General features: G+C 74.9%; 14 protein-coding genes. 3 read left to right on the top strand and 11 right to left on the bottom strand.

What is annotated here, in order from left to right; genetic code table 11:
• Positions 1 to 5: 5 nt before the first annotated feature.
• From AC0AIB_RS07945 to AC0AIB_RS07910, 8 genes are all read right to left on the bottom strand, one after another.
• Positions 6 to 2,186, bottom strand: coding sequence for an NHLP family bacteriocin export ABC transporter peptidase/permease/ATPase subunit (locus AC0AIB_RS07945; RefSeq protein WP_328346918.1), 2,181 nt, complete (start codon positions 2,184 to 2,186; stop codon positions 6 to 8).
• Positions 2,183 to 2,992: a hypothetical protein gene (locus AC0AIB_RS07940; RefSeq protein ID WP_328346916.1), complete on the bottom strand. Its 810-nt coding sequence runs from the start codon at positions 2,990 to 2,992 to the stop codon at positions 2,183 to 2,185. Before AC0AIB_RS07940 ends, AC0AIB_RS07945 begins: the two co-directional genes overlap by 4 nt.
• Positions 2,989 to 4,446: a SagB family peptide dehydrogenase gene (locus AC0AIB_RS07935; protein ID WP_328346914.1), complete on the bottom strand. Its 1,458-nt coding sequence runs from the start codon at positions 4,444 to 4,446 to the stop codon at positions 2,989 to 2,991. The genes AC0AIB_RS07940 and AC0AIB_RS07935 overlap by 4 nt, the downstream gene beginning before the upstream one ends.
• Positions 4,447 to 4,521: 75 nt before the next feature.
• Positions 4,522 to 6,804: a TOMM precursor leader peptide-binding protein gene (locus tag AC0AIB_RS07930; protein WP_328346912.1), complete on the bottom strand. Its 2,283-nt coding sequence runs from the start codon at positions 6,802 to 6,804 to the stop codon at positions 4,522 to 4,524.
• 220 nt (positions 6,805 to 7,024) lie between these two features.
• Positions 7,025 to 8,035, bottom strand: coding sequence for a hypothetical protein (locus AC0AIB_RS07925; protein WP_328346910.1), 1,011 nt, complete (start codon positions 8,033 to 8,035; stop codon positions 7,025 to 7,027).
• Between the two features lie 150 nt (positions 8,036 to 8,185).
• Positions 8,186 to 11,032: an AAA family ATPase gene (locus AC0AIB_RS07920; RefSeq protein ID WP_328346908.1), complete on the bottom strand. Its 2,847-nt coding sequence runs from the start codon at positions 11,030 to 11,032 to the stop codon at positions 8,186 to 8,188.
• Positions 11,033 to 11,403: 371 nt separating this feature from the next.
• Positions 11,404 to 12,048, bottom strand: coding sequence for a DUF305 domain-containing protein (locus AC0AIB_RS07915; RefSeq protein WP_465096324.1), 645 nt, complete (start codon positions 12,046 to 12,048; stop codon positions 11,404 to 11,406).
• Positions 12,049 to 12,066: 18 nt separating this feature from the next.
• The gene (locus AC0AIB_RS07910; protein WP_328346904.1) at positions 12,067 to 12,849 is read right to left on the bottom strand and encodes a lytic polysaccharide monooxygenase; all 783 of its coding nucleotides are present in this window, start codon (positions 12,847 to 12,849) and stop codon (positions 12,067 to 12,069) included.
• Between the two features lie 238 nt (positions 12,850 to 13,087).
• Here AC0AIB_RS07910 and AC0AIB_RS07905 point away from each other — a divergent pair, with 238 nt between their 5' ends.
• The 3 genes from AC0AIB_RS07905 to AC0AIB_RS07895 are packed head-to-tail and all read left to right on the top strand — an operon-like array spanning position 13,088 to position 15,830.
• A complete protein-coding gene (locus AC0AIB_RS07905; protein WP_442930723.1) occupies positions 13,088 to 14,272 on the top strand; it encodes an MGDG synthase family glycosyltransferase in 1,185 nt (394 codons plus the stop codon).
• On the top strand, positions 14,269 to 14,994 hold the full coding sequence (locus AC0AIB_RS07900; RefSeq protein ID WP_328346900.1) for a polysaccharide deacetylase family protein: 726 nt from the start codon (positions 14,269 to 14,271) through the stop codon (positions 14,992 to 14,994). The genes AC0AIB_RS07905 and AC0AIB_RS07900 overlap by 4 nt, the downstream gene beginning before the upstream one ends.
• An 8-nt stretch (positions 14,995 to 15,002) precedes the next feature.
• Positions 15,003 to 15,830 carry a DMT family transporter gene (locus AC0AIB_RS07895; protein ID WP_328346898.1) on the top strand — a complete coding sequence of 276 codons (828 nt, stop codon included), beginning with the start codon at positions 15,003 to 15,005 and terminating at the stop codon, positions 15,828 to 15,830.
• Positions 15,831 to 15,929: 99 nt separating this feature from the next.
• Here the strand turns inward: AC0AIB_RS07895 and AC0AIB_RS07890 are convergent, their stop codons facing one another.
• From AC0AIB_RS07890 to AC0AIB_RS07880, 3 genes are all read right to left on the bottom strand, one after another.
• Positions 15,930 to 18,050 (bottom strand): transporter substrate-binding domain-containing protein, encoded by a 2,121-nt coding sequence (locus AC0AIB_RS07890; protein ID WP_328346896.1) that lies wholly within the window; start codon positions 18,048 to 18,050, stop codon positions 15,930 to 15,932.
• 276 nt (positions 18,051 to 18,326) lie between these two features.
• Positions 18,327 to 21,413, bottom strand: a complete 3,087-nt coding sequence (locus tag AC0AIB_RS07885) for a M48 family metalloprotease (protein ID WP_328346894.1) — start codon at positions 21,411 to 21,413, stop codon at positions 18,327 to 18,329.
• Entirely contained in the window at positions 21,410 to 21,991 is a 582-nt protein-coding gene (locus tag AC0AIB_RS07880; protein ID WP_328346891.1) for a hypothetical protein, read from the bottom strand. Before AC0AIB_RS07880 ends, AC0AIB_RS07885 begins: the two co-directional genes overlap by 4 nt.
• Positions 21,992 to 22,038 lie beyond the last annotated feature (47 nt).

Raw genomic sequence — 22,038 nt, 5'->3', positions numbered from 1 at the left:
GCGGATCAGTGGTCCCGGACCAGGCGGCTGTACGCCCCGCCCCGCGCGACCAGTTCGTCGTGGGTGCCGCGTTCCACCTCCCGGCCCGCGTCGAGCACGACGATCAGGTCGCAGTCGCGGACCGTGGACAGCCGGTGCGCGACGATCAGACAGGTCGCCCCGCGTCGACGCAGGTGCCTGTCGATCTGGCGTTCGGTCTCGGCGTCCAGCGCGCTGGTGGCCTCGTCGAGTACCAGCACCCGGGGGTTGCGGACCAGCGCCCGCGCGATCTCCAACCGCTGCCGCTGTCCGCCGGAGAAGTTGCGGCCCCCCTCGCGTACGGTGCTGGCCAGGCCACCGGCCCGCGCGGTCACCTCGGCGTGCACGCAGGCGTCGGTGAGGGCGGCGTGCACGTCCTCGTCCGGCACGGTCAGGTCCCACATGGTGACGTTGTCCCGGACGGTGCCCTCGAACAGCCGCTGGTCCTGGTCGACCATGGCGACGGTGGCCGCCCAGAGCCCGTCGTCGACCGCCACCCGTTCGACGCCGTCCACGGTGACCCGGCCGGTCCACGGCCGGTACAGGCCGGCGACCAGCCGCCCGACTGTCGACTTGCCGCTGCCCGAGCGGCCCACCAGGGCGACCCGGGCGCCCGGGGGCAGGTCGAGGGTGAACCCGGACAGCAGCGGCTTGCCCAACGGGTGGTAGCCGAAGGTGACGTCCTCGATGCGCAGGTGCCCCTCCATCGGCGCGGCCGGGAGCGTCGGCGCGTCGTCGTCCGGCAACGGATAGCGCTCCACGTCCCGCAGCCGGTTGAGGTCGGCGCTCATGTCCTGCAACCGGGAGCCCAGCGCGGTGAGGTTGCCCAACGGACGGTTCATCGCGGCGGCCAGGCCCTGCATGCCGACCAGCACCCCGACGCTCATCGCCTCGGTCACCACCCGGTCGCTGCCCAGACCGAGCAGCACCGCCGTGGTCAGCGCGGCCAGCAGGGCCGGCAGGACGGACAGCACCGCGGTGGGCACCCCGAGCCGTTGCTGGCGACTGGCGACCGTGGCGTTGCGGGCGGCGAACCGGGCGGCGGCACGTTCCTCCTCACCACCGGCCTTCACCGTCTCGATCATCTGCACGGTGGTGTAGACGGCGGTGACCAGTTTGCTGCGGTCGGCCTGCAACCCGGCCACCGCCACCGAACGGGTCGCCGCGACGACCCGCAACACGGTGACGTTCAACCCGGCCAGCACCACCGCGCACCACCCGAGGACCAGGTCGTACTGGCACAGCAGGGCGCCGTACGCCAGCACCAGGGCGGTGTCGACGACGGTGGTGGCCGCCCGTCGGGTCAGCACCTCGGCGACCACGTCGTTGCCGCGCACCCGCTGGCTGAGGTCCGCGGCCTGCCGTTGGTCGAAGAACGTCGGCGGTAGTCGCAACAGATGTCGGAAGAAGCGGGCGGCGCTGGCCAACGCCAGCGCGGTCTCCGTGCGGACGGTCAGCCGCTGCTGCAACCAGCTGGCCAGGAAGGTCAGCACGGTGGCCACCGCCACCGCGGCGACCAGGCCGGCGAAGGCCGCCCGGTCCTCCTGGAGCAGCACCCGGTCGACGAAGACCCGGGCCAGCACCGGGACGGTCAACCCGACCAGGGCGATCAGCAGGCCGAGCAGGAGCATCTGCACGATCGCCGAACCGGGGCCACGCCAGCGTTCCGCCAAGGCCCGGACCATCCGGTAGCGGGCCCCGCCGGGCTGGAACTGCGGCCCGGGGCGCATGGTGAGCACGATGCCGGTGAAGGCGCCGTCGAACTCGTCCCAGCTCACCGCCCGGGGGCCGGTGGCCGGGTCGTTGATCCAGACCTTGCGGCCCAGCCCCTCCAGGACGACGAAGTGCTCGAAGCGCCAGAACAGCACCGCCGGCAGGGCCACCGTACGCAGGCCGACCAGGTCCATCTGGAAACCCTTGGCCTCCATGCCGTACCGGCGGGCGCCCTTGAGCACGGTGGCGGCGGTGGAGCCGTCCCGGCTGACCCCGCAGACCCGGCGCAGCTCCTCCAACGGTACGTGCCGGCCGTGGTGGCCGAGCAGGATGCCCAGTGCGGCGGCCCCGCACTCCACCGCCTCCATCTGGATCAGGGTGGGGGTGCGGACCCGCCGTCGGCGGATCCGGGGCCGCTGCGGTGCCGGGACCGCCCCGGTCGTCGGCGCGGTCACCGGCGCAGCAACCAGTCGATCGGGTGCTCCCGGGCGACGGTGAACCAGGCGGTGACCTCGCTTGCCGAGTTGAGTTGGAACGGCGGCGGGGCCTTGGTCCAGCGCAGGCCACCCGGGGCGGCCGGATCGGGTTCCAGGGCCACTGTCACCCGCACGACGCTGCCGTCGGCCAGCAGCCGCCGGACGTCCTGACCGGTGCCGAGGAAGGCGCGCAGCGACGCCTCGGTCTCCGGGAACGCGCCGACCGTGAGGACCCGCCCGGCCAGGGTGCCGAACACGTTGCGTGGCGCGGCGGCGGCGGCCACCTCGACGGGGACGCCCGGTTGCAGCAGCGGGGCGGCCACCGCGGGGGCGTAGACGACGGCCTGCAACGCGTCCCCGGCGGTGTCGAGACGTTCCAGGTCGGCCAGGTGGCTGCCGGGGGTGACGATCTCCCCCTCCGACACCAGCCAGGACACCACGTACGCGTCGCCGGGCGCGGTCTCCACCAGGATCTTCCCGTCGACGGTACGCAGGCTGTAGAGCGGGGTGCCCTTCACGACCCGCTGGTGCGGGGCCGCCCAGACCTTGGTGACCTGGCCACTGTCCAACGCGTCCAGGGCGGAGATGCCGTTGGAGTGGATCAGCACCCCGGCCGCCTCGACGGTACGGGGCACCACCGTACGCACCGACCAGATGCCGGCCACCACCACGGTGATCACCAGCGCGGCGGTGCCCAGCCAGCTCGGCACGGTGGTCAGCCGGACCGCCCGGTCCAGCTGCTCGGGGGCCTCCAGCTGCTGCAGCGCCTGCCGACGGAACTTCACGGCCGGACCACCGCCTCCGGTGCGTCGCCGACCGAGCCGAGCAGGAAGTCGGCCACGCTCGGCTCGACGAGCGGGTCGAGGCCGGACAGTTCGGCGAAGGCGTGCGAGTCGCCGGCACCGAGGGCACACGGGGCGAGGCCCATGGCGGTGGCGACGAGGTACATCTGGTGGGTCAGCACCCCGGCGTCCTTGAGGATCATGGCGTAGCTCATCCCTTCGTACTTCCACATCAGCCGCTGCACCCGGGCCGTGACGACCAGGACGAGCTGCGGTGGCCCGGTCATCGCGCCGGCCGCGCGGGCGTAGCCCAGCAACCGGTCGGCGGCCGGACCCCATCCGGCGACCGACTCCAGCCGGTGGCCGGTGGAGTCGTAGTGGTAGAGGCCCGGATCGAGGCCGGCGCACCGGCGCACCAGCGGATACAGCTCCAGTTCGTAGATCCCGCCGCCACCGGGGTAGGGGCGGTGCCCCACCTGCTGACCACCGGACTCCCCGGTCACCGTGGCGTGCTGCACCCGGTGCAGGAACTCGGCCAGCTGGTCGAGGGTGGGCGGGGCGGTGTCGTCGTGCCCGCGCACGCTGTGCCGGGCCGCGACGACCTGACTGAACGACGGATCGGCCTTGGCGATGGTGGCCAGGTCCGGCAGCGGCAACTCGATGGCCCGCCCCCCGTCGTACGGGCGCGGCAGCGGCTGCGGGGGGAACCGGTCCCGCATCCGGTAGGTGCCGCCGACCGGCAGCGTGTGCCGGCCCACCCGGGAACGGTGGTGCAGCCGCAGCTCCTCCGGCGACCAGTAGGCCAACGGTGCCTCGTCGACCTCGGCGGCGAACTCGGCGGCGGTGACCAGGATCCGCGCGGTGACCAGTTCGTCGAGGACCCGGCCGGCGACGTCGGGGGCCACGGCCAGGGACCGGGCCACCGTGTCCGGGCCGACGCCCTGCACCGCCGCGGCCAGCACCGCGCCGAGCGCCACGTCGACGCAGCCGACGGCGAGGGTGCTCAGCGGTGACGTGGCGACCAGCATGCCGCGTTCGTGTTGCATGGCGGCGAACCGGGACAGCCGGTAGCGGACCCCGGGGACGTGCCGGCGGGTCTCCGGCAGGCTGCCCCGCCCCAACCCGGTCGGCAGCAGTTCCACAAGCGGACGGTCGGCGACCTGGGCCCGACGTTCCAGCCAGGAGTGACCGAGCAGCCGGCGCAGCAGCAGCTGCGCGGGGAGCACCCGGGTCTCCCCCTCCAGGCTGCTGACCAGCCGGCCCACCTCGACGTCGCTGACCCAGCCGGCACCCAGTCGCAGCAGCAACGCCCGCCGGCTCATCCCGGGCTGCTCCAGCCGCAACCGGAACCGCCCCTGGCGCAGGGTGGCCGCACCGTCCTCGTCGAGCACCAGCTCCGCGTCCCGGCGCAGCCGGTACAGGTCCTGCACGGCCGGGCCGGTCAGTGCGGTGCTCACCGCGTCCGCCGGCCGGTGGCGTCCGCCGCTGTGGTCATCGTCGACTCCCCTCGTCCGGCCGGGCCGGTGGCCCGGTCAGAAGAACACGTTCAGCGGGTTGGCCGACCGTTCGTCGGCGGCCAGTGGGGTGCGGCCCAGCGCGGCCGGGACCTGCCACAGCCGGCCGGGGCCGAGCCGCCGCCAGAAGTGCCGCAGCCCCGGCACCACGACCTTCACCACCGCCAGCTCGACATCGGGTCGGGACTGGTCGACGACGATCACCTCCAGGCCGGCCCGTGCGGCGAGACGGACACAGACGCGGACGTCCTCGGCGACGTCCCCGGTGGTCAGCGGCGGGTGGTCGGCCAGGGTGCGGGCCGGTCGGGACGGGTCCGGGGTCAGCCAGGGCTGCTCGTCGACCCGGACGGTGCCGAACCAGCGGGCGCTGTCCGGGTCGTCGACGCCGTAGCGCAGCCGCCCACCGGTGGGGCCGGGCACCGCCGGCAGGAACTGGTTGACCTCGGTCAGCGCCCGGGTCAGCGCGACCCGTGCGTCGAGGTGCGCCCCGAAGCCGACGAGCACGTCCTCCGGCGGGCCGTCGAGCCGCCGGGACACCGCGGCGAACGCGGGTATCCCCAGGTCGGCGGTGAGGTCCAGGGCCCACAGCTGGCGGCCGAGCGCTGTGGCGTGATGGTCGACGCAGGCGGTCGTCCACGGGTCGACGAACGAGGCCAGGTCGACCCCGGGCAGCCGGGAGCGGTGGTACCACCACAGCGCCACGCTGTCGCGTTCGACGAGTTCGCAGAAGCCCTGCAGGATCGCCTCCGACAGGTGGGACCCGGCGGCGCAGCCGTTGGAGTCGGCCGCGCAGACCCCGAGGGTGGTCTGCTCCGGGTGGCCGTACCAGCAGTGCGCGGCGGGCAGTTCCCGGGCGACGCCGTGGGTGAGCGACCAGCCGGTGGTCCAGTCCAGTTCCCGGTCGTCGGGCAGCGGCCGGGGTACCCGGTGCAGGTGGCCCAGGTCCCGGTTGAGCCGGTCGGCGTCGGCGTACTGGCGGTCGGAAAAGAGCAGCAGGTCACGCAGGTGCACGGCGCGGTCCGGGCCGAGCTGCCGGTAGCTCGCGCGGTGCACGGGGCGGTCGCCACGCCACACCCCGCACCAGCGTTCCACCGCCTCGCCGATGGCGCTGACCCGCGCCTGCACGTCGGTGCGGCCCTTGCCGCCGCTCTGCCCGCGCAGGTTACGACGCAGCCCGGCGAGCTGCCGGGGCTGGGCGAAGTTGTGCCCGGCCGAGTAGGTGTGGGTGACCCCGTTGTCCACGGTCTCCAGGCTGGTCAGTCGGCTGACCACCCCGAGGTACCGGCTGACGTGGTGGGCCAGCGCCCGGTACGTCTCGGCGGGGTCGCGGGTGCGGGAGCCGTCGGCCCGGCTGGGCAGGGTGCCGGCCGGGGGCAGCTCGATCCGGGGGTCGGCCTTGCCGACCAGGTCCGGGTCGCCGCAGGCCGGACACTGCGGCTGACGGACCAGGTGGTGGCTCTCGGTGCTCAGGTCACGGGTGTCCAGGGCGATCATCCGGCCGGTCAGCCGGGGCGAGCGGCCCCGGGTGGCCAGCACCGCGAGGTCGGCGGCGAGCAGTCCGGCCACCGCCAGGGCCACCCCGGGAACGACCGCGCGGGCGGCCGACGGCACCTCGCCGGCAGGATCCTGCCCGGTCAGGAACGCCGCCACCTGTTCGTTGGCCTCCCAACGCTGACGCAGGCAGGCCCAGCAGCCGGTCTCGCCGGGGATCAGGTGTGGACCGAGGAAGACCACGTTGCCGTGCGGGCGCAGCAGGGTCCAGGGCCGCCCGGCGGCCAGGTGCCTGTCGTTGACGGCGGCCAGCGCCGGGTCGAGCAGGGACGACGGGACGACCAGCACCGGATCCCGGCCGGTGGCCGGGTCCGCCTCGGGGGCGTCCGGCCGGGTGACCGTGACGGTGAGCCCCACCGTCCGCAGCGCCTCGGCGGTCTCGAACACGGTGGGGGCACCGAGATCGACGAGGGTGACCGTGCCGTACCGGGTCCAGCGCCGGCCGGCGGCCGGGTCGACGCCCCGGGCGTCCCAGCCGGCGGCCTCGGCGACCGGCACCCCGGACGGACCGGAGGCGAGCAGGCCGTGGCCGCGCAACCGGGCCAGGGCGGCGGCGACCGCGGCGACCGGGTGCCGGGCGGCCAGCCGGGCCACCACGTCGGCCAGCGGCGCGGTGCCGTCCAGGAGGTCGGCCAGGTCCGCCGCGACCGGGTCGTCGATGAGCAGACTGCGGGTCTCGCCCAGGACCACGAGGTGCCCCTCGGGCAGCCGTACGGGTACGTGGTCGGAGCGGAAACGCGGATGCCACATGGGTTCCTCCCCGCGCCGGCGCGACACCGGGGATCTCCGGCGGGGCGTCGCCGACGAGCACGGCTGCTGCCATCGTCACCGCCGACCGGCCGGATCCCGACCGATGCCACCGGTTTCAGCCGTCGGCGTGCTGCCCGGCACGGTCGCGTCGGAGGGCACGCCGACGACCGGGGGCACGGTGCTGCCACGAGCTGCCGGGAGGTCGGCGGAGCCGAACCGGTCAGCCGGCGGTGACGGTCAGCGCGGTGTCGTTGAGACCCAGCACCGAGGTGCCGGTGGTCTGCGCCGGGACGACGAGCAGGAACGTCTCGACCCGGGTGACCCGGATCCGTTTGCCGGCGATCGGGGCGCGCTTGCCGGTGGAGATCATGTCGGGGCTCTGCGGCATCATCCGCACCGTGGCCGGTCCGCCGGGCGCGGGGCTGAGGGTGTCGGTGGCGTACACGGTCAGGAAGGTCAGGGTTCCCTCGGGCACGGCGACCGCGCACTCCGACCACTCCGCCCGGTCCAGGGTGCGCGCCACCCGCGTACCGACCCCGGCAAGTTGTTGCTGGTAGACCTCCCAGCCGCCGGCGAACTGGCCGTCGAGCAGCGGGCCCGACGCGACAAGTGACCTGTTCCCGGTGCTCGCCCCGGTGGTGCGGGCGAACAGTTCCGCGGCGAGGACCTGCCGGCTCGTCTCGTCCACGGCGGTGCCCCCGGCGGTGGCCGGTCGGCCGGCGATGCTCCGGGCGGTGACCAGGGCGGGCTGGCTGACCTGGACGTTGTGGCTGAGCTTCCACCGGCCGTCGGCGTCCCGGACGAACTGGCTGACGTCGGTCGGGGCCAGCTCCGCCCCGGTCAACCGGAGGGTGGCGGTGGCCAGGAAGCAGCCCGGCTCACCCGGCGGTACGGCGAAAGCCGGGTTGACGTGTTGGAACGCTGGTTGTGGGCGCTGGTTGTGCTCGGCCCGGTGGATCGCCGCGATGCTCACGTCCAACGACGGCGACACCTCCTGGGTGCGCAGCGTCTGCACGTCACCGGAGACGGACGCGGCCGAGTCGGCCTGGTCGAAGGCGGTGAGCACGAGCGCGGCCCGGTCCGCGCCGAAGGCGGTGGTGGACGCGGCGGCCGGGGCGGCGGCGTCCACCGGTTGGTCGCCGCAACCGGCCAGGACGAGCAGCGTCACCACGAACGCGACGGTGGGTCCGGTACGGGCGCGCGGCCGCCGGACGGATCGTGTGCCCACCATGTCGTTCTCCGTCCGTTGCCGGATCGCGGGAATCGCGCCCGATGGATCGAGTATGTGAGCCGTCGACAGGCGGTGCCGGGTGCGGTGCGGCCTCATGGTGCGGCGCCCGGCGACGGCGCACCGGGCGGTGTCATCGGCACCGGGAACCGGTCACCGATCGGTGTCATCGAAGCGGGACACCCAGGCGACCAGACCGGAGCGGGACTCCACCCCCGCCTTGCGGTAGATCCGGGTCAGGTGCGCCTCCACGGTGCGGGGGCTGATGTGCAGCCGGCGGCCGATCAACCGGTTGGTGACACCGGTGGAGGCCAACCGGGCGATGTGCCACTCCCGGTCGGTCAGCGCGGTCTCGGCGAGCGCCCGGACCGGTCGGGCCAGCCGCAGACCGACCCGTTCGGTCCCGCAGCGCACGGCCAGTTCCAGCGCCCGGTGCCGGGCCCGGGCGGCGGGACCGCTCTGGTCCACCGCCTCGGCCGCCCGGGCGACCGCGACCAGGGCGAGGCTGTGCCGCAGGGTCATGCCGGCGGCCCGGAACCTGTCCGCCGCGGTGCGCAGGTACGGCATCGCCGCCACCACCTCGCCCCGGGCGAGCAGCACCTCCCCGTACGCCGACTCGGCGAAGGCGCGCTGGCCGGGCAGACCGATCAGGTCGGCCGCGGCCAGCGCGGCCCGGGCCCGCCGTTCCGCCTCGGGCAGCTCCCCATCGGCCAGCGCGGCGGCGCAGAGCAGTTCGTGCCACATCGGACGCAGGGAGGCCTGCAGGCGGGTCAGCCCACCGTCGCCGCCGGCATCGGTGAGCATCTCCACGCAGGTGGCCGGGTCACCGGCGAGCAGCGTCGCGGTGGCCAGCGCGGTCGCCGCGGTACGTCCGGACCAGCTGTCCAGGTCGGTGGCGAGTTCCACCGCGCTGCGGGCCAGGGCCACCGCCCGTTCGTCGTCGCGGGGGCCGCCCCGCCAGGCGGTGGCCTGCGCCTCGAACGCCAGCGCGAAACTGAGCAGCGAGCGGCTGCCGATCCGGCGGGCGACGATCCCCGCCTCGGTGGTCAGCCCGATCACCGCGCCGAGCTGACCCCGGTGGTAGGCCACCTGGCTGCGGCCGAGCAGCAGCTGGCAGAGTCCGTCGTCGCGGTGCGCGTCGCGGACCAGGGTGATCCCCCGGTCCAGGTGCCGGGTGGCGTCGGCGGGCCGTTCCAGGAACAGCTCGGCCAGCCCGAGCGCCAGCAGGCAGTCGGGATGGTCGCGCAGATCCCGGTCGGGTAGTGCGTCGACGATCGGCGCGCCGGTGGCGAGCAGGCCACGGGCGAGGTCGACCGCGCCGTCGTGGGCGGCGGCGAGTCCGCGTACCGCGAGCAGGCTGGCCCGGTCGACGCCGCTGGCGTCCCCGTCGGGCGCTCCGGCGGGCATCGGCGAGGGGTGACCGGACAGGATGCCGACCGCGCCGAGTTCCGTGGCGAGCTGGTACGCCCCGGCGGTCGGCGTCGGTGTGCCGATCAGCTCGCGACGGCTGATCGCGGCGGCCTCCGCGTAGTTGCCGAGCAGTCGCTCCACCCGTACCCACAGGGCGACGGCGGCGGCCCGGCGGCCGGTCGGGTCGACGGGCAGCTCGGGGACGACCTCCCGCAGCAGCATCCGGCTCTCGGCGAGGTTCCCCGCCTCCCCGGTGATCCGGGCCAGCAGCAGGGTGACGTCGTGGCGGCTGTCCGGGGAGCCGGCCGGGGGCCGCAGTGCGCGCAGCGCGGTCCGCAGCCAGCGCACGGCCAGGTCCGGAGCGTCCCGGCGGATCTCCTGGGCGGCCCGGCAGAGTACGTCCACGTAGGGACCGACCGGCCGGTCGTGGGGCAGGGTGAGCAGCCGTTCGGCCTGCGCCACCCGCTCGGCCGGGGGCGCGCCCCGGGCGAGCAACGCGCTCAGCGCCCGGTGATGGGCCTCGACCCGCCAGGCCGGGTCGGTGTCCTGGGCGACCGCCGAGCGCAGTACCGGGTGCCGGAAGGTGAACCGGGCCGTTGCCGGGACGACCCGCAGCAGGTCGCGACGGACCAGCCGCCAGGCCGCCTCGTTGGCCGCCTGCGCCGGCAGCTGGGCCACCTCGGCGAGCTGATCCACCGCGCAGGGCGTGTCGCACACCGCCGCGGCCCGCAGACACACCGCGTCGGCCGGCGGTAGGCCGGCCCACTCGACGCGCAGCGTCGCGACCGTCCCGTCGGTGAGCCGGGGCGGGCCGGGCAGCCCGGCATCCCGGTCGGCGTCGACCGGTGCGACGCCTGCCAGCGCCGCGAGGTAGCCGGGGTTGCCGGCGGCCCGCTCGTGGTGTTCACCCAGTTCGGCCGGGCCGGCCTGCGGGTACAGCTCGGCGGTCTCGGCGAGACTCAGCGGCCCGAGCTCGATCCGGTCCCTACCCCTGCCTGCCGGGACGCCGGTGTCGGGCGGGCCGAACGGCATCACGGTGCCCGTCTGCCGGGGCCGGTAGACCAGGATCAGCAGCAACGGGGCCGGCACCGGGTAGCGCAGCAGGTGGGTGACGAGCCCGGTGGAGGAGGCGTCGGCCCAGTGCAGGTCGTCCAGGACGAGGGCCAGCCCGTCCCGGGCGGCCAGGGCGAGCAGCCGGCGGGCCAGTTGGTAGGTGCGGAACAGACGTACGTCGACCGGGCCGGCACCTCGGGGTACGAGCGCGTCGTCGGGTTCGGCCCGGCCGGCGGACAGCCGAGGGTCGGAGCGGGGTGGGCGGAGGGTGTCGAAGGCGTGTCGGAAGACGTGGAACGGAATGCCCTGTTCCGTCTCCACACAGGTGCCGACGACGCGGGGCAGGGCCGGGGCGCACCGGTCCAGCGCGGTGTGGACGAGACGGGTCTTGCCGATTCCCGGGTCGCCGACCACCTCGCACACCACCTGTGTCCCGGTGTGCACGCTCTCGGTGTGCGCGGCGCTGATGCGCGCGATCTCCGGTCGCCGCCCGACGAATGGTGGGCCGGACAGCGCAGTTTCCAGTCCAGCTGCCATCACGCAGATCACGTGCTTTCCCTGCGACACTCCAATGGGGATTGACGGGACTATACCGGTGGCCGGGGAATACGAGGAACATCGATGCGGGCGGGGTGGCCGAACGGCTCGGCCTGCTGGCCGTACGGGTGGCGGAATCGGCCGCTTCCGCTATGGCGACCGCCCCGCAAACCGATTCCGCCGGCAGTTCGGGCGACCGTCCGGTAACCGCGTGGGAGCTGTGGTGGCACCGGTGCTCCGAGTCGGGAAAACAGCTATTCGCGCAGTTCTCCCGACTCGGAGATCTGTCGTGCCGGGACTCCACCTGGCCGCGCTGCCGCCGCCCGCCCGCCGGACCCGGTGGGGTCACCGCCCCCATGGAGACCACCTGGTCAGGGCGTGGTCCGGGCGACCGGCAGCGCGGTGAGGAGCCGGATCTGCGCGGTACGGGACTCGTCGATGCGCCGGGCCAGGTCACGTACGGCCGGGGAGACCGCCAGCGGCAGGTGGGCGCGGGCCAGGTCGGCGGCCTGCCGTTGCTGGGGCACCAGCACCGCCACCAGGACGGCGTCGTAACCGGAGGCCGGGGTGCCCCGCAACCGGGCCACCGGGTCGTCGACACCGGTCGGATCGGGGTGTTCGTGCCGGGGCCCGCCGTCCGCCGGGACGGCGGCCATGATCTGCTCGCGGGCCCGGGTGACCTCGTCGGATTCGGTCGCGTCGACCGCCGCGACGAGGGTACGCAGTCGCGGATGGCGGATCCGCTCCGGTGCGACCCGGAGGATGGCCAGGGTCCGCTCCTGGTGGGCCGTCATCGCGTGCAGGAACACCAGGTCGAGCCCGCTGATCGCGGTCGGCGGGCCCGACCCGGTCGATGCCGGGGTGGCCGGGTGCCCGGCGGAGGTGCACCCGGCGAGCAACAGGGTGACCGCGACGACCACCACGGCCAGGCCCCGCACCACTGTCGGAGGTCGCGCCGCCGTCGGACGTCGGGCGGTCGCGGTGGGGCCCGGCATCGTGGTGGTCGCCCGTGACACGTCGCTCTCCCGGGCCGGTCAGACCTGGGTCCACAGGGCGGGCACGTACGGGGGTTCCCAGCCCGGGATGGCGGTGTGCGCCTGCCGGCACCGGTAGCTCACCGCCTGGTAGGTGACCAGGTCGCCGACCTGGTAGCTGCGGCCGGCGGTCCAGCTGCCGCCGACGGTCGGCGAACCGGTGGGGGTTGTCGGGGGCGGGGTGGTGCGGGTCGGGGTGGGTGTCGGACCCGGTGTGCGGGTCGGGGTGGCGGTGGGGCTCGGGGCGGCGGTGGGGCTCGGGGTCGGACCACCGCCGCCGATCTGCACGTCCACGCAGGAGTAGAAGGCGTTGGCGGTGTCGGCGATGTTCCAGACGGCGAGGATCTTCTGCCGACCGGAGAAGCCGCCCAGGTTGACGGTGTGCGCCACGGTGGCCTCGGGCTGCCGACCGCCCCCGTCGACGACACCGACCCGGGTGCCGCCGATGAAGTACTCCCAGTTGCGGGTGGCGTGCCGGGCGGTGTTCACCCAGGTGAAGGTGACAGTGCTGCCGACCGAGGTGGCGGGCCAGCCCCGATTGTCGTCGTCGAGGACGGCGAACTGGCTGATCCCGGCGCTGCAACTGCGCAGCCCCTTCGGGCCTTCGACGCTCTGCGGCTCGTACCGGATCTGGCCGCAGTCGGGCACCTTGCCCTGGGCGCAGAGAGCCTGGCGGCTGGGTGGGGCGGAGACGTAGCCGTGGGCCTGGGCAGGCGTGGCGAGGCCAAGGGAGGTGACGACGGCACCTGTCGCCACCAGGGGGACGGTGAGGGTTCGACGCATGGGAGCACTCCTCGACGGTGGGGGCGGCCGTCCGGACGGGCGTGGGCGGGCACCGGGGGACCGGGGCCGCCCGGTGAACCCGTAGCACTCGATCGGATCGACCTCGAACGATTGCCACCACGGTAAATTAAAGTTTGTTAACAGTAAAGCAACTGAACTGTTTTTCCTGCTCCCGCAACCGTCGACCGCACCCGCTGCCCGGAGACTGTCCCGCTCGTGGGCGGGTATCCGCGCTGGCATGGAGTGCCGAGGGCGGATACTCGTGATCTCGGCGGATGTCGGTGCCGGCCACGACACCGCAGCCGGCGAGCTGGCCCACCGGCTGCGGGAACGCGGTTTCACGGTGGACCGGCTGAACCTGCTGGACGTGCTGCCCCGACCGGTGCGCTGGGCGTTCCGCGAGGCGTACCGGGACATGCTGCGCTGGCTCCCCCGAGGCTACGACCTGCTGTTCGCCCTCACCGCCCGGTCCCGGTGGTCGGTCTCGGCGATCCGGGGTCTGCTGCGTCCGGTACGACGTCGGCTGGGCCGGACGATCCCACCGGACACCCTCGCCGTGGTGACGACCTACCCGTTCGCCAACCAGCTGCTCGGGCCGTTGCGCCGGCAGGGCCGGCTGGCCGTCCCCGTGGTCAGCTACGTCACCGACTTCGCGCTCCACCCGACCTGGGTGAGCCCCGGAGTAGACCGGTACTACGCGTTGCGACACGCTGAGCTACCCCCTTCCGACGATTCGGACGGGGTGCCGGTCACGACGGTGCAACCGCTTGTGTCGCCCGCCTTCGGCGGCGCGCACCGGACCGACCGGCGGCAGGCCCGTCGACGCTTCGGCCTGCCCGAGCGGGACCGGCTGGCGCTGATCGTCGCCGGCGCCTGGGGTGCCGGCGATGTCGAGACGACGGTCGCCGAGGTGGATGCCACCGGCTGGGCCCGCCCGGTGGTGGTCTGCGGGCGCAACACCCTGTTGTACGACCGGCTGCGGCAGGACTGGGAACACGTGTTCGGCTGGGTCGACGACATGGCGACGCTGATGCGCGCGGTGGACGTCGTGGTGGAGAACGCGGGCGGCCTGACCTGCCAGGAGGCGCTCTCCGCCGGGGTTCCGGTGGTCACCTACCGACCGCTTCCCGGGCACGGGCGGGCGAACGCCTCGATCCTCGCACGGGCCGGGCTGATCCGGCGGGTGTCGTCGGCGGCGCAGCTGCGGCCGGCACTGATGGAGACGACCGCAAGGCGAGACCGGCCCGCTCCCCCACCGACCGACCCGGTCGACGTGGAGGGGCTGGTCGCGGCGGTTGCCGCCGTACCCGGCGGAGCGGACGCGTACGACAGGCGTCGCCGGCGGTCCCCGCTCGACGTGCTCGGCGACGCCGTGGCCGTGGTCGTGGCCCTGCTCCAGTCGTCGTCCGGTGGGCGCCGGTGAGGCAGCGGACGGCAGGGCGGTGGGCGACCGGACTGGTCGCGCTCGGCGCCCTGCAGCTGGCCCCGGCGGTCACCGCAGTGCCGGCGCTGCGGGGACGTCTCCTGCACCGGCTCGACGGGGTGGGCCCGCCGGACCGGATCGCGCTGACCTTCGACGACGGCCCGGATCCGCAGTCCACGCCCCACTTCCTGGAGGTGCTGGCGGCACACCGGGTACGGGCCACGTTCTTCCTGCTGGGCGCGATGCTGCGGCGCTCACCCGAACTCGGCCGGCAGCTCGTCGCCGCCGGGCACGAGGTCGCCCTGCATGGCTGGGAACACCGCAACCTGCTGCTGCGCGGTCCGCTGGCCACCGGCCGGGACATCGCCGCCGGGCGAGCGCTGATCACCACCGTGACCGGGCGCACCCCCCGGTTCTTCCGTCCACCGTACGGGGTGTTGACCGGATCGGCGCTGCTCGCCGCCCGGCGGCTGGGCCTGCGGCCGGTGCTCTGGACCTGCTGGGGTCGGGACTGGATCCGCTCGGCCGACGCCGGATCGGTGCTCACCGAGATCCGGGGTGGACTCGCCGGCGGCGGCACGGTCCTGCTGCACGACTCCTCCTGCACGGCGGCGCCCGGTGCGTGGCGCTCGACTCTCGACGCGTTGCCATACCTGCTCGACGAGTGCCACCGACGGGGCTGGACGGTGGGCCCGCTCGGCAGTCACCTGGCCGGGGCATGATCGCCGCGGTGCTGGCCGCACTCGTGGCGGCGTTCGCCTTCGCCCTGTCCACCACGCTGCACCAGCGGGCGGCGAAGCGGCAGCAGCGGCGGCAGGCGCTCGACCTGCGGCTGTTGTCGCGGCTGCTGAGGACCCGGCTGTGGCAGGTCGGTTGGGTTCCGGACCTCGTCGGGGTGACCGCCCAGGCCCTGGCCCTGCGGTACGGCCCGCTCACCCTCGTGCAGCCGCTGCTGGCCAGCGGGCTCTTCATGGCCATCCTGATCGAGGCCGGCTGGAACCGGCAGCCGGTGCACCGACGGGACCTCGCCGCCACCCTGGTGGGCACCGTCGGTCTGGTCACCTTCCTGGCCGTCGCCGACCCCCGGGCCGGCGTGACCGAGCCGAGCGCCCCGGCGTGGTGGTGGGTGGCGGCCGGCACCGGCGCGACGGTGGCCGGTTGCCTGCTCGTCGCCCGCCGGGTGAACGACGCGACCCGGGGTGCCCTGCTCGGGGTCGCCGCCGGGGTCCTCTACGGGATGGCCGCCGCGCTGCTCAAGTCGGTGGCCGCCCGGTGGCACGGCGACCCGGTCGCACTGCTCGCCGACCCACGGCTGTGGGCGTTGACGGTGGTGGGTCTGCTCGGCGTGCAGGTGAACCAGGTCGCGTTCCAGAACGGCCGGCTCGCCGCCCCACTTGTCGCGTTGACCCTGGCCGAGCCGGTCACCGCGGTGGCCGTCGGAGCCACCGCGTTCCGGGAGACCCTGTCGCTGAGCGGGGCCCGGCTGCCGCTCGTCGTCGCTGCCGTCGTCGCCCTCGTGGTGGGTGTCCGGCTCGGCGCGTCCCGGGCCGGACGGTGAGCGCCCGGCGGGCCGTCGCGGCGCAGCCGAACCGCCGTGAACAGCCGAACCGCCGTGAACAGCCGAACCGCCGTGAACAGCCGTCGCCGCGTACCGCGCCTAGCCGTCGGCGCGCAGCAGACAGCGCGGGTCCTGCACGGTCGTCGGCCGTTGCTTGCGGGCCAGCGCCTTGAGCAGTGACTCCCGCAGCGGCAGTCCGAACACCTCGACCGAGTCGCCCGGCAGGTCGATCAGGCTGGGGCAGGACACCCGGGACCTGATCTCGTCGTTGGCGACGATCTCCACCCCGCCCAGGTCGGACAGCAGCGTGGTCGACTCGTCGTCGACCGACACGACGTACCCGCGCAACTGGCGTGTCGGCGGATCGGCCACCGCCGCGGTGTCCGGGTCGGCGGCCGGCGACCCGGACGGGGTGGGGGTGGGCTTCGCCACCGTCGGAACGGCCACCTGGATCGCGGTGGACGGCAGGATCGGCGTGGTCACCACCGCGTGCAGCACACCCGACACGAGTACCGCGGTCAGCACGGCGGCGGCCTGGACGAAGGCGGTCACCTGGCCGGGACGCAGCGGCGCGTCGGCACCGGTGAGCAGCAGCGCGACCGGCCAACCGGCGATCAGGGCGAGCACCACCTCGCCCCTGGCGAACGCCGCACCGGCGATCGTGGCGCAGAGCAGCAGCAGGCCCGCCACGGCCACGGCGCGTCCCGGCCGAGGTCCACCGGCCCGCCCGCCGGGCCCCGGTCGACCGACGACACACAGCGCCAATGCCCAGGCCGGGGCGAACACCAGCGGGGTGCTGGCGGCGGCGGCCAGGATACTGCCCCAGACCACCCAACCCGGTGCCCGGTCCGTCCAGCGGGCCACCGGGTACCGGGCACGCAGCCGCTGCCGGTCGGCGTCGTCGACCGCCGCGCCGAGCACCACCGCGCCGATGGCGAAGACCAGGGCGGGTACGGCGGGGAAGACCCACACGACGGAGAGGCTGACCGTGGCGAGGAAGGTGATCGGGTTGATGCTCTGGGCCAGCATCAGGGTGAACTGACGGTCACCGCCGGACTGGATCCACAGATACAGCGCGGACACCGCGACCGGCACACCGACAAGCAGCGACCACGCCCCCGGTGTGGACGCTGCGGGAGCGGCCCCGTTCGACGCCGGCTCACCCGCCGGGGCGCGCCCGAGGGCAACCGGTCGACGGGTGACCACCCGCCCCGACCTCCGGCGACGTCGGCGATGCGCCACCGTCCGGCTCCGGCGGGACGGCCCCGCCACGACGGGCGGTACCGCCGCAGGCAGGCCGACGACCCCTCCGGTGCCGTTCTGCCCGTCGCTCGCGCCGCGCAGCAGCCGACCCGTCACGTACGGCTGCGCAGCGGTGTAGCCCGCCTGGCGCAGGGTGGCGTCCATCGCCACCTGCCAGGCCCCGGACGTCTTCTTCCGCAGGCTGGCCACCAGGAACGAGTCGACCAGGGCCTTCAGCGCGGGATCGCCACGGGCCACCCCGATGCCGTACATCTGCGTGATCGGGGTGCCGTCGAACGGGACCAGCTTCCACCCCGGGTCCGCGGCCCAGACCAGGCCACGCAGCAGGATCTCGTCACCGGCGACCGCGTCGGCCCGGCCGACGCGCACGGCGGCGAGGCAGCGCTGCAGATCCGGGGCAAGGAGGATCCGGTGCTCCAGCCGGGCGGCCTCGGCCTCGGCTGTTGACCCCGACACCACGCACAGCCGCCCCGGTCCGGACCGGGGCGGCCAGGTGGTACGGGTCGCCACCTTGGTGTGGCCGACCAGGTAGGGGCCGGCGAACTCGACGACCCGTTGCCGCTCCGCGGTGATCGCCAGGCCGGCGAGGACGACGTCGACCCGACCCGAGGTCAACGCGGCCAGCCGTTCCGTCGGCTCCAGCGGCACGAAGTCGGGGGTCACCCCGATCGACCGGGCCAGGAAGGTGGCCAGGCTGGCCTCGAAACCGGTGAACCGGTTGTCGCCGACGGGTGTGCTCAGCAGCGGTTGGTCGGCGAACACGCCCACCCGCAGGTCGCGGCCAGCGATCGAGGACCGCCGCAGGTAGTCCGCGACGGTGGGGCTCTTCAGCGCGCCCTGGTTGAACGCGGCGGTCGAGACGGCCACCAGCGCCAGGGCGAGGAACGGGCCGATCCCGCGCCACGGGGCCGTGCGGGGACGCGCCCGGCCGGGCGACCGGCGGACGTGCAGGCGCATGGCACCATCCCGGCGGGTGACGTGCGGCAGCGGACCGGCCGCGATCGGTCCTCCGAGCGCATCGGAGTCGGTGATCAGACCACCAGTCGGTCGGCCCCGGACGCATCCCCCGGTCGGCCAGCACGGCTGTCGGCAACCGGACCCGGCCCGTCGGGTCCTCCTCCCCCGGCGATCGCCCACCGCCCCCGGGTGCGCTCGTGGCGGTCGGGAGCGGTGCTGCGGCAGGTGGCGGGGCACCGACCGACCGGCCGGGTGGCCGGTCCGGCGGGCTGCCGGTCAGGGACGGTCGAGGGCATCGACCACGGTGGTCGCCACGTCGGTGAGCAGCCGCTCGTCCAGTGGCTCCACCACCGCGACCACGGACACGGTGACCAGGTTGTGCCCCACCCGCACCAGGACGAAAGCGGTCGCGCCGGTGATCCGGCTCCGGCCGCTGCCGACAGCCAGGGCGTAGTCGACCCGCCAGGACTGCTCGCCCAGCGCCGGGGCGGGCCGCCCCCCGACGGAGAACCGCACTCCGCCGCCGGTGAACCGGTGACAGGCGGCCCGGGCGGTCTCGGCGGCGGCGAACACAGCCCCGGAGACCGGCTCGGCGTAGGAGGTGACGCCGACCGCCACCGTGGTCGAGGCGACACCGATCCGGCCGGGCGGGGTCGCGTACCTGGTCTCGGCACGGGCCCGCTCCCCCGGCCGGAGCTGGTCGAGGTACCGGTCCCCGGCCAGAGGGGCACACGCGGCGGGCTCGACCCGATCGTCGCCGGCGGGGGTGACCGGTCGGGACACCCAGGACGCCGGCAGCGCCGACCGGGCCGCACGGGCAGCAGTCCGCGCCTCGGCGGCGGTGAGCCGTCGTCCCGCGACGGGCAGCGGGCCGGACACCGTCGGGCCAGCGTCGGACGGCCGGCCGGACGCTGCCACGGTCGGCGGCACCGGTGCGGCCGGGATGGACCGGGGGACGGACGGTGGGCCGACCGTGGGCAGCGGGACCCGGGTGCCGGGCACCCCCGGCCCGAGCACCAGCATGGTCAGCGTCAGCATGGCCAGCACCACCGCCGGCAGCACCAGCCGGGCCGGCAACGCCCACCGGCGGCGACCGGCCCGGCGCACCCGGGGCAGCAGCAGGACCGGCACACCGAGGGCGGTCAGGTACAGCAACCCGACCAGCGGGTTGCCCACGGTCAGCCGGAACGCCGACCCGTCGGCGGACCGTCCGGCCAGCACCGCATCCAGGTACTGCACCAGCGCGGACCCCAGGGTCGTCGCCACCGCGGCGAGCAACGCCCGGCCGAGCCGATCCGACCGTGCCCGGGACACCGACCGACCCTCAGCGGTCGAGCCGGGGTCGGATCCGGTCGCAGGTCCGGACCGGTTCGCGGTCGCGAACTCGGTCGCAGGTGCAGACCCGGGCGCGGTCGCAGGCTTCGATCCGGTCGCGGTCGCCAGCAGGACGATGCCACCGGCGAGTGCGGTGAGCAGCCACCGGGCCTGCGCGTCACCCACCGCCTCGTCGAGGGTGCCGGGTGGTGCGAGCCGGAGCTGCCCGACCGCACCACCGGCGCAGACCAGCACGGCGACCGCGACCACCCGGGCCCGCGTCGAGCGGACCACCCGGCGGGCCAGGGCGCGGACGTCGCGCCCACCGTGTCCGGCGACGGCCAGGGCGCGCAGGGCGAGCAACGCCGGCAGTCCGAGGGCGGGCAGCAGCCAGCCGGTGGCGGGCAGTTCGTAGGCCAGCCAGCTCCGCACCAGGCCGGGATCGTGCCACACCGGCGGGAGTCCCGGCACCGGCCACAGCACCGCGACCGTGACACCCAGGGCGGTCACGTGCCCGGCGAACCACCATCGGGTACAAGGTGGGGCCCGGTCGGCCAGGGCCGTCGCGACGAGTACGCAGAACCCGACCGCGCCCGCGCCGAGCGCCGCGGTCACCACGGCGAAGACCAGGCTCGCGGCCGGCCCCTGGTCGAGGAAGAGGTCCGTACCGCCGGGCGACGGCAGCCAGGTGGTGCCGAGGGTGGCCCCGAACAGGCCGATGCCCGTGCCGGTGACCGGTCGCCACCAGCCGACCGCCACCCCGGACCGGTGGGCCGTGGCCGCCCGGCGCAGCAGCGACGGCAGCAGCCCGCCGACGATCAGCACCGCGCCCACCCAGACGTCGACCAGCCGGGGCAGCCAGCCCAGCGCCGGGTAGTGCCCGTTCATGACGAGTTCGTGGGCGGCGGCCATGGTCGCCACCGTCACCACGCCGACCGCCACCCCCTGGGTCAGCTCACCGGCCCGCCGACTCGCCGGCTCCCGCAGCGACCTGATCCGTTCCTCGGCTGTCGGATGCCTGGCGAAGACTCCCCGCAGCAGGGACGGCACCCGCCGGGCCGGCGGGTTGCCGCCGACGCCCGACCGCAACAGGGCGCTCAGTCCCCCCGCGTCACGTCGTGCCGCATGCCGGTCCGCCGCCCGTTCGCGCGCCCGCAGCAGTGCCGCCGCCAGCACGGCGACCAGGCCGGCCAGTAGTCCGGCCCGCAGGAACGCACCGGCGACGATCGCATTCGGTCCGAATGCGCCGACCTCCAGCAGGCCGCCGACGGCGACCGCTGGCAGCGGCAGCCAGACCAGGGCACGGACGGCGGCCACCCAGGTCACGTCCCGGGCCCGCACGTGGGCCAGCTCGTGCCGCACCACCGGGTCGAACCGTCGAGGGTCCCGGTACGCCACGGCGAGCCCGACCGGGAGCACCACGACCGGTCGCCGGCCGACGAGCCCGACGGTGAATGCCTGCCGGACCGGTGGACCGGCGATCAACAGGCGCGGCCGGTCCCGGCCGGTCAGCCCCTCGGCGGCGCAGAGCGCGGTGAACCGCTGCACCGCTGCGCCGACGGTGAAGCGGTTGCGGTGACGGCGAAGTCGCCACAGGTCCACCGCCGGCACCGCCACCAGCAGCACCACCGCGCAGGCCAGCACGATGACGACCGCGACGAGCAGCACCAGTGCCCGCTCTCGGGCGGGTGCGGCCAGGCAGTCGGTGAACCCCGGCGGCACCGGATTCGTGGCGGTCGCCCCGGACGCCCGCTCGCAGTCGCCGAAGGCCACCACCCAGGGCAGGCTGAGCAACCGGTCGGCGAGGAAGTACAGGTCTCCCGCGCCGACCCCGACCGCAACGAGGGCCGCCACCACGAGCAGGTACCACCAGCCCAACCGGTCCGGTGCGGCATCGAAGTCCCCGGAAAGCGGGTCGGCCGGTCCGGTGCCATCGGGGTCGACCGGCGCCGACCCGCCGCCGGTGGATCCCGCAACGGGTGCAGCGGCGTGGACGGTTGCGGTCGTCCCGGCCGGGTCGGGTCGGCGGGTGTCGGCCGGGTCGGTCATCGGTCGTCCGGGACGACCGCCGCGCCGATGGTGGCGTCGGCGAGCAGGTCGGCCGCCTCCGGAGACAGACCCAGCGCGAGCGCGTGCCGCCGGCACGCCTCGTGCAACCGGGCCGCCTGCTCGGCGGTCAGCTCCAGTCGCCCCTCCGGTCCCGGCGCCCCGGTGCGCGGAAGGGCCGACGTGGCGGCGACCCCCCGCCCGGCGGACGACGTGGCGTCCTGGTCGCCGGAGGGTGGGGTCGGCGGTGACGCGGTGAGCGACGCCGGGTCGGCCGGTCGGCGGTGACGTCGCCAACCGGCCCGGATCCCCGCCCCGATACCGGTCGCCCCGAGGACGAGCACCTCGCTGGTGGCGGCAGCCACCGCCTGGAGGAACAGCTCGCTTACCAGGGAGATGTCGATGCCGAACCCGACCGCGCTGCCTGGTGCCCCCGACGGGCGGGCGGGAGGGGCGGTGCCGGCCCGCCAGTCGGCAGCGACCGCGTCGAAGACCTCCAGTTCCTCGGGGGCCTGCCGGGTCACGGCCGTCCGGGCGGCGTCGACGACGAAAAAGGCGACCTGCGGGGGAAGATCGAGCACCGTCTCATCTTCGCGCCGACGGGCAAGCCGACAGCAGCCCTCGGTCA

The sequence above is a fragment of the Micromonospora sp. DSM 43699 genome, from assembly GCF_055517075.1.
This window is presented reverse-complemented; position numbering and strand designations above follow the sequence as displayed.

What these genes read in the sequence shown, in the direction of transcription:
- AC0AIB_RS07930 (WP_328346912.1), bottom strand. Translation starts at nt 6,804, where the DNA reads ATGTGGCATCCGCGTTTCCGCTCCGACCACGTACCCGTACGGCTGCCC.
- AC0AIB_RS07925 (WP_328346910.1), bottom strand. Translation starts at nt 8,035, where the DNA reads ATGGTGGGCACACGATCCGTCCGGCGGCCGCGCGCCCGTACCGGACCC.
- AC0AIB_RS07920 (WP_328346908.1), bottom strand. Translation starts at nt 11,032, where the DNA reads ATGGCAGCTGGACTGGAAACTGCGCTGTCCGGCCCACCATTCGTCGGG.
- AC0AIB_RS07910 (WP_328346904.1), bottom strand. Translation starts at nt 12,849, where the DNA reads ATGCGTCGAACCCTCACCGTCCCCCTGGTGGCGACAGGTGCCGTCGTC.
- AC0AIB_RS07905 (WP_442930723.1), top strand. Translation starts at nt 13,088, where the DNA reads ATGGAGTGCCGAGGGCGGATACTCGTGATCTCGGCGGATGTCGGTGCC.
- AC0AIB_RS07890 (WP_328346896.1), bottom strand. Translation starts at nt 18,050, where the DNA reads ATGCGCCTGCACGTCCGCCGGTCGCCCGGCCGGGCGCGTCCCCGCACG.
- AC0AIB_RS07885 (WP_328346894.1), bottom strand. Translation starts at nt 21,413, where the DNA reads ATGACCGACCCGGCCGACACCCGCCGACCCGACCCGGCCGGGACGACC.